At 35.5% G+C, this 6,554-nt stretch carries 6 protein-coding genes; 1 reads left to right on the top strand and 5 read right to left on the bottom strand.

Annotation, left to right across the window (positions count from 1 at the left end):
* Both AR337_RS10480 and AR337_RS10470 read right to left on the bottom strand, forming a co-directional pair.
* Window positions 1-225, bottom strand: a 225-nt coding sequence (locus AR337_RS10480) for a TraX family protein (protein WP_216637372.1), incomplete at its 3' end; no start/stop codon positions are given.
* A gap of 534 nt (window positions 226-759) precedes the next feature.
* Complete coding sequence (locus tag AR337_RS10470) at window positions 760-1,071, bottom strand: hypothetical protein (RefSeq protein WP_059171953.1); 312 nt, start codon at window positions 1,069-1,071, stop codon at window positions 760-762.
* A 342-nt stretch (window positions 1,072-1,413) separates the two neighbouring features.
* On the opposite strand from AR337_RS10470, the gene AR337_RS10465 reads away from it, so the two are divergent.
* A complete protein-coding gene (locus AR337_RS10465) occupies window positions 1,414-1,695 on the top strand; it encodes a hypothetical protein (protein WP_059171952.1) in 282 nt (93 codons plus the stop codon).
* A gap of 70 nt (window positions 1,696-1,765) precedes the next feature.
* On the opposite strand, the gene AR337_RS10460 is transcribed toward AR337_RS10465, so the two are convergent.
* The 3 genes from AR337_RS10460 to AR337_RS10450 form a co-directional block, all read right to left on the bottom strand.
* Window positions 1,766-2,776, bottom strand: a complete 1,011-nt coding sequence (locus AR337_RS10460; RefSeq protein WP_059171951.1) for an IS1595 family transposase — start codon at window positions 2,774-2,776, stop codon at window positions 1,766-1,768.
* Window positions 2,777-3,166: 390 nt separating this feature from the next.
* A complete protein-coding gene (locus AR337_RS10455; protein ID WP_059171950.1) occupies window positions 3,167-5,050 on the bottom strand; it encodes a TniQ family protein in 1,884 nt (627 codons plus the stop codon).
* Between the two features lie 143 nt (window positions 5,051-5,193).
* The gene (locus AR337_RS10450; RefSeq protein ID WP_367576253.1) at window positions 5,194-6,489 is read right to left on the bottom strand and encodes a PDZ domain-containing protein; all 1,296 of its coding nucleotides are present in this window, start codon (window positions 6,487-6,489) and stop codon (window positions 5,194-5,196) included.
* Window positions 6,490-6,554 lie beyond the last annotated feature (65 nt).

Below are 6,554 nucleotides of genomic sequence, written 5' to 3'. Positions count from 1 at the left end.
TGCTAGATTTAGAAAAGCCATTAGGACACCAGCTATATATAACCGAGCTAGGTATTTCATTTTGGTTCTAGTATGAGCATACCCCAACCCAACACAAAAAATAAATATTGGAGCCGAAATTCTACCTATCCATCTAAGCAGCTCAGGAGTGTGTGGGATAAATAGTCCTATATGGTCAATGAACATAGTCATTAAACCAATTATTTTTAGTAATGTAGCTGTCATTAATAAAGTCTCCTGAGTTTTTTTGAATGAAACGCTAAAAGCGTCAAATTTGCTGACGCTTTTAGACCTGTATTATTGCTTAGTTTACATATCCCCCAAAACTACTTGGAGCTGAAAACTCTAAGAAGTACTTTCCTTTGGGATCTAAGCCAGTAGGATTAGCATACAATTGATAACCTGGTTGTATTGTATATGTCTTTACTACACCACCAAACCATCCTTCATAATCTCTCAGTTTCACGGTAAGCGTAGCTGAAGAATGCGAGTTCCTAACATAAATGTTAACAGAACTCTTTCCTGTGAATAACTTATTAGTATATAAAGTGGAATCTACAGCCTGGCATAGAGTCGGCTCAAGTGTGTCTTTCATATTCCAGAGGGTTGGATGGAGCCTAGGCATCCTCTTAATAGCCAAATGGGCTGCAAAGATAAGCTTCAGGGAAATTTGTTAAAAATAAAAATCCTTTTTTATGCAAAAGTCAACAATTATAGAGAAGATTTTCTTAATATGAACAATATATACCCCTTATAGAGTTAATTCCAGTTTATTTCAAATTTTGAATCTATATCTTTTAAATCAATAATTTTCAGTAGCTCGTTACCTAAAACTCTAGCACCTATATAAATTACTAGAGCATCTGCAGGACTAAAAAGCCGTTCCCTTTCTTGATACTGATTAACTTCATGTTTTGATTTATTATATAAATTAATAAACTTGTTTAAATAATAAATTGTTTCTTTATCAATTATATTTAATGCATCGATTTTATTTACAGCTTTACCCAATGTTAAATTGTAATTACGTATTTCCCCCAAAAACCTTCTATTTATTAATAAAAATCTCATAATAGCCTCTAGATGCATTCCGAATACATTACTACATATCTTGATGTGTATCGTATATCCCTAATTTCCATTTCGGAACATGCATATTGTAGTCGTCTAAAAATACTTCTTTTTATACCAAAAGGGAAAGGGTTAATGACTGGATTTACTGGGAGATTAAACCCTCCTATCCCACCAATCAACTCATCTATCTTCCAGTATTCTTCCAATGAATAATCACTTTTATTTTCTTGAATATTTTCCAGTGTTTTTAATTGGCTGTTTTCGTAAGGATTGTTGCTATCAGTATAATATTATATAATAGAAAGTAGTACCATTTATTGTTAATCTGGGGGATTGTAAATGAATAAAGTTAAATTATGGTATGTCCTTTTGACTCTATCTTTTTTCTACCAAGTTAGTTTTTTATTCAGTTACTTTACTGAGCATTTAGTAGAATTAAATTTGGTTGTAGCAAGGGCTTATTGGATTACAGCAGGACTCTTCGGAGTCATTATTGGTGCTTACATTATGTTTAAAGGTAATATTGGTTCACTTGCCAAGATATTAGCATTTATAGTTATGGTCATAGGGATTGGACTCATTGGTCTATGGTTATTCGCATTAGCCATTACTTCAATGTGATTGAGTTTAGAAACTACTGAAGATGCATATCCATCAGACAAAACCTCTTAATGACTGTGTTAAGGGGTTTTTACGCACTTCTGAACATTTCCACAGTTGAATAATTCGATTTATGAACAGCATTAAATAAGAGTTGCCTCACTCTTTCTTTTTGAGCAACCTTCTTGCTTTGTTCGAGGTATCTGAACCAATATAAGTAGTTATCCAAATACTTTGTAGCAACACCTTGAAATCGTTCCATAAACTGTTTTAGACGTTTGTGATAAGCATTGACGTGTTGGATATGAAAGATAGATTTTTTGACATATATCCCTTTTCGCATATTGACCATTTCGTGTTGTAATCCCTTGTCTTTTGCGAACTTCTTGTAGTTTGTAGCGGTATCACTGCATAACAAAGCAGAGGTGTCTATAAATGCACCTAACACCTTATCAATATCGGTTGATTTAATTCTTCCTTTTCCCGCCATTTGGGAGATAACTTGTCCGTTTCGGTCTTGTGCGACAAGAACACAAATTTGTTCCTTCGAAATACCTCTTTTTGTAGCGACACCGCCACGCTTACGAGGTTTTCTGTGAGTAATAGACTTTCTGCCTTTATCACTTTCTAAGAAGAAGGTTTCATCGCTTTCAACGATGCCTTTTAAGGTTTGATTGCCCAATGAACGCACAGCGTTTAAGATTTTATGTCGCCAATAAAAAGCCGTAGAAATATGAATTTCTAAGGCTTCTGAAATCTTGGGTAGAGTATAGCCTTCTACCATCATTTCAAAGTATTTGAGCCATTTATGAGGGTAACGAGAACCTGATAATGGTGTGTTGGTCATATCGTTAAACGTCTTTCCGCAATCCTTGCACAAATATCGTTGTCTTGCACGATATTTGCCGTTCTTTTTGACCGATACACTTCCACAGTGAAGACACGCCAAACCGCCAGAAAAACGAGTTTCACGAATGTCTTTAAGCATCTTCGCAATATCTTCTCGTTCTTCTGGAAACAAGTCTTGTTTCATCGCTTCAAATAACGCTAATTGTTCTGATTTTGTTAGGTCGCTAAAATCACGATAAATGTGTCTCCACATATCCGAACACCTCCATAAATGGCATTATATCAGCCTATTTATAGTATGGTCAAATAGCAACAATCTATACGAAAACAGCGTTTTAATATTACTTTTTGTTGATTATCATTCAAAAGTTTGTTAAATATAATTTGTGTTTCAGGTAGTGCCCCTTTCATGAAATCACATCCTATACTTAATTTTTTCTATTACTAGAGTTTCTCAAGAAAAAAACAATAAAATATTTTTAAAGTATGCCTTTTTAAAAGTAGTGAGAATCAAAAGAAACTAACCATCTGAGATCCTGAAATAACGAATGGTCTCCCGGCGATGCCACAATTCATCTGTAACTTTTATAATAATCGGCTTTGTTTCCAAAAATTCGCTATTGAATTCGATTTAAATTATTTTTTAAAAATTCAGTTTATTTTTTACGGAATTATAGTCATAAAGAATTTTATCCTTATCTTTTAACGTCACTCCAAATATAGGAACTAAACCATTTTTATTTAAACACCTCTTCATCTCCCAAACATCCATATTATAGATAGTTGATAAATCCAGCAAATTAATTACTTTATTCTGAAAATCCAGCAATTCGTTAGCGGTAACAAATCTAACCACATGTTTTTTAATAACCTCACCCAGGTATCCTTCATTTATAAGTTGATTTATAGCATATTTACTTAGTTTTAACCTTTGGGCTGTATTTTCTATTGTAATAAGGTTCTCATTTTTTTCAATAAAATCTAATATATCGTCATAGTAAAAGTTATATTTAAAAATTCCATCTTCATTATTTATACTACAGGGAATTATCTCATCAGATAACATTAATTTAATCACTTTTCCTAACCCATTATTTTGATTAGTGCTAAGAAGTGATTGAACAACACTTAACTTTATTAACTTTCCTTCCTTTTTATAGTTAAAATCCACTTTGGAATCTAATCTGCTTTGAAAACTATGTATTTCCTCTTTCTTAAATAAATAAAATCTTGAATCCTTCATATATTCAATAACTTTATATTTACAAAGACTCATTATCCCTTCATTACTAGTACTAAATATATTTTTTAGGTCTTTTTGATTTAAATAAATTTCATTTCTTTGTTTATATCTGATTAGACTTCTCAAATTAACTAGGTATATGTAACTACCTTTTCCTTTTTTATACTTTCCATCAATGACTTTTTTATCTATTAATTCTCTTAATCTTCTAGTTGATAAACCATACCTAGTGGGGATTGTGGAAGCATTAATATATTTATCACCATTTTTTCTAGTTAACAAAGACTTGACTGTTCTTAAACTCGATGCATTTAGGTTTAAAAACTCCCACTTTATAACCATATACTCTTCAATTTCTCTTCTTAAAAATGTAAATTGTTTGTTGTATTTTTGGTCTTTATACAAAAAATGTAGTAAACCACTTAACGCTTGATGGAAAGACTTTTCCGGAGAAACTTTTAAAAGTGAATCTATTAGTTCACTGAAGCTAAGCGGCCAATTTAAAATCAAGTTATTGACTTTAATTATAAATTCATGAATATCATCATTTCTTAATGTACTTGCAACAAGGTACCCCTTGTTGACATATTCATTATTGTATAAGAAAAACAACAAATTCAAGAATTTATTTAATGAAAAGAGATCAAGGGCATCAAACCAAATTTTTTGATTTGTTTTATTACTATATCCACACTTGTAATATAAAAGTTCAGAAATTATTAATTCAGAAGTACTAGCTTCACTTAATTCTTCATTACTATACCCATAACCACATTTACAATTATTTAAGCTAGTTCTATTCCAGCTAATAAACTTACCACAAAGCGCACATTTGTCTACAAGTTTAACCTTATGTTCTATGCATACGGTATAATAAGCTAGTGACCAAATTTTCTTTATGTATCCATATTCTTTTAAACATAGTGCACAAACTTTGCATCTTTTAACAACCATGGCTTCTTTATGTATTTCATTTTGGTTTATACTGCAAAGGTATGGGGCATTTGCATCTATTGAATCATAATTTGAATAGGTAAGGCTCCATAACTCTTCTTCTTTTACGTCCGTTAATATACTCAATTTTTCTAAAGATACCTTATCTCTTGTTACATAATTTAGATTGGATGAATTGTTTTGTAATAAACTAGTTAGGTCTTTAAACCCCGCCACAGAAAATATCCACGCTAATTTATCATAGTCATTTAACTCAGCCATCCTAATAAGAAATCCAGATAAGTTTTCATCCACCTGAGGTTTGTCGACAGTCAACAACCTGTTACCCATAAGTAAATACCCCCAAATGAAAATTGTAAAAATGCCAAAGTTGTTTTAAAAAAAGACCTCACCGCAAAATTGTAAGGTCTTTAATAAAATGCATCCCGTTTAATTATGAAAATTCATTCCGGATAATTATGAACATATTCCGATTATTTATGAAAAATTACACAAACCGCCTTCTCGTCCCACTTCCTATCTTCATGGACGAAAAGGATGCCCAATTCGTGATGGTCGTTTTCATAGAGTGCGCGCTGGACAAAGCGGATTTGTCCGTTTGCGTCAAATACTTCAAGCTTACAATGGGCGCGATTTTGCAGAAGTGCTTCGTATAATTCGTTTTCGTTTCTAACCGGCATGCCATTTGCCTTGCTGATCAGCTCACCGACTTTCAGGTCCATATTATCCGCGGGCGAACCCGGAAGGATTCCAATGATCATGAGACCTTCATTTTTCCGTGAAAAATAAAAGGGGCGGTTTTCCTCTTTTACTTTTTGAATAAAAGCAATTGCTTCGCGGCCAAGAATGGCAAGGGCCGCAGCGCCAATAGCTGCAACCGGGTACCAGTAGCCAGCCGCCGAAACGAGCAGGACTAGCACCCCGAGCGTTGTCACCTTTTTCCCATAACCCCTGACTCCTTCGGCCGGAAGCATGCCCTGGATTTGCTGGTGCATACCTATTGCAAATGGGACGAGAAACAATGAATACGTATTCTCCCCGATACTGAAGACAGGCCACCAATCGAACGGCAATGTGAGGACGCTACCTGGAATGAACAGGAAAACAGGGACGAGCCATAGCCTTCTGGCTTCGTGGACGCCGACCCGTTGGCCGCGTTTGCTGGTGATGAGTTTAGGCGAGGTTCCAATGCTTCCCCTTTTTAAAAGAAGGATTCCTTCAGCGATGAGCAGGAGGGCGATCAGGACTGCGATGGAGGGATAAATCCGGCCTGAAGCGGTTTCGAACGCTTCCCTGACGAATGGGATATTAAAGTTCTTCCCTCCCAGGTAAATGAGCGCGAAAAACGCTGCGCCGACCGTGTAGGCAGGTCCGATGAACCGCATATTTCCGGCCAGGCTGAAAAGGAGTGTAAAGAGAGCCGCTAGCATGATGGCCGCAACCGGCACCACAACGCCGGATACCAGTACGATTAGCGACAGCAGAAGTCCGGCAAAAAGCCCGGCCGGCACAAGTTGCCTAAGCTCGAAATACGCATCTTGCGCCCTGACCGTAAAGTTCTTGCGCTCCCGCTTGACCCGGCTGACCCCCAGCACGGCCGCAAGGAAAAATGCATAATAAAAAACCGGATGAAGCAGCATCCTCCCTATTCCTTTCAGCACTTCAATACCCCATTGCTCAATCAAATCCCGCACCGCCCTATATGTAAAATTAATATTGTTAAATTTTGTACAACTTTCGGTTTGAGCCTGACGCCATTTGTCAGTCAACCGGCTTACTCCTATTCTATCAAAAAAGGCCCGTAAAACATATTGCTAGATTTTCGTTAATGCTA

This window comes from Bacillus sp. FJAT-27445, from assembly GCF_001510665.1.
In the GTDB taxonomy this organism is placed as follows: Bacteria; Bacillota; Bacilli; order Bacillales; family Cytobacillaceae; genus Bacillus_D.
Note: the sequence above shows the minus strand (reverse complement) of the source record. Positions and strands in the feature narration are given on the sequence as shown.

Excerpts from the sequence above, each read along its gene's own strand:
- AR337_RS10455 (WP_059171950.1), bottom strand. The coding sequence starts at position 5,050 with ATGGGTAACAGGTTGTTGACTGTCGACAAACCTCAGGTGGATGAAAAC.
- AR337_RS10460 (WP_059171951.1), bottom strand. The coding sequence starts at position 2,776 with ATGTGGAGACACATTTATCGTGATTTTAGCGACCTAACAAAATCAGAA.
- AR337_RS10465 (WP_059171952.1), top strand. The coding sequence starts at position 1,414 with ATGAATAAAGTTAAATTATGGTATGTCCTTTTGACTCTATCTTTTTTC.
- AR337_RS10470 (WP_059171953.1), bottom strand. The coding sequence starts at position 1,071 with ATGAGATTTTTATTAATAAATAGAAGGTTTTTGGGGGAAATACGTAAT.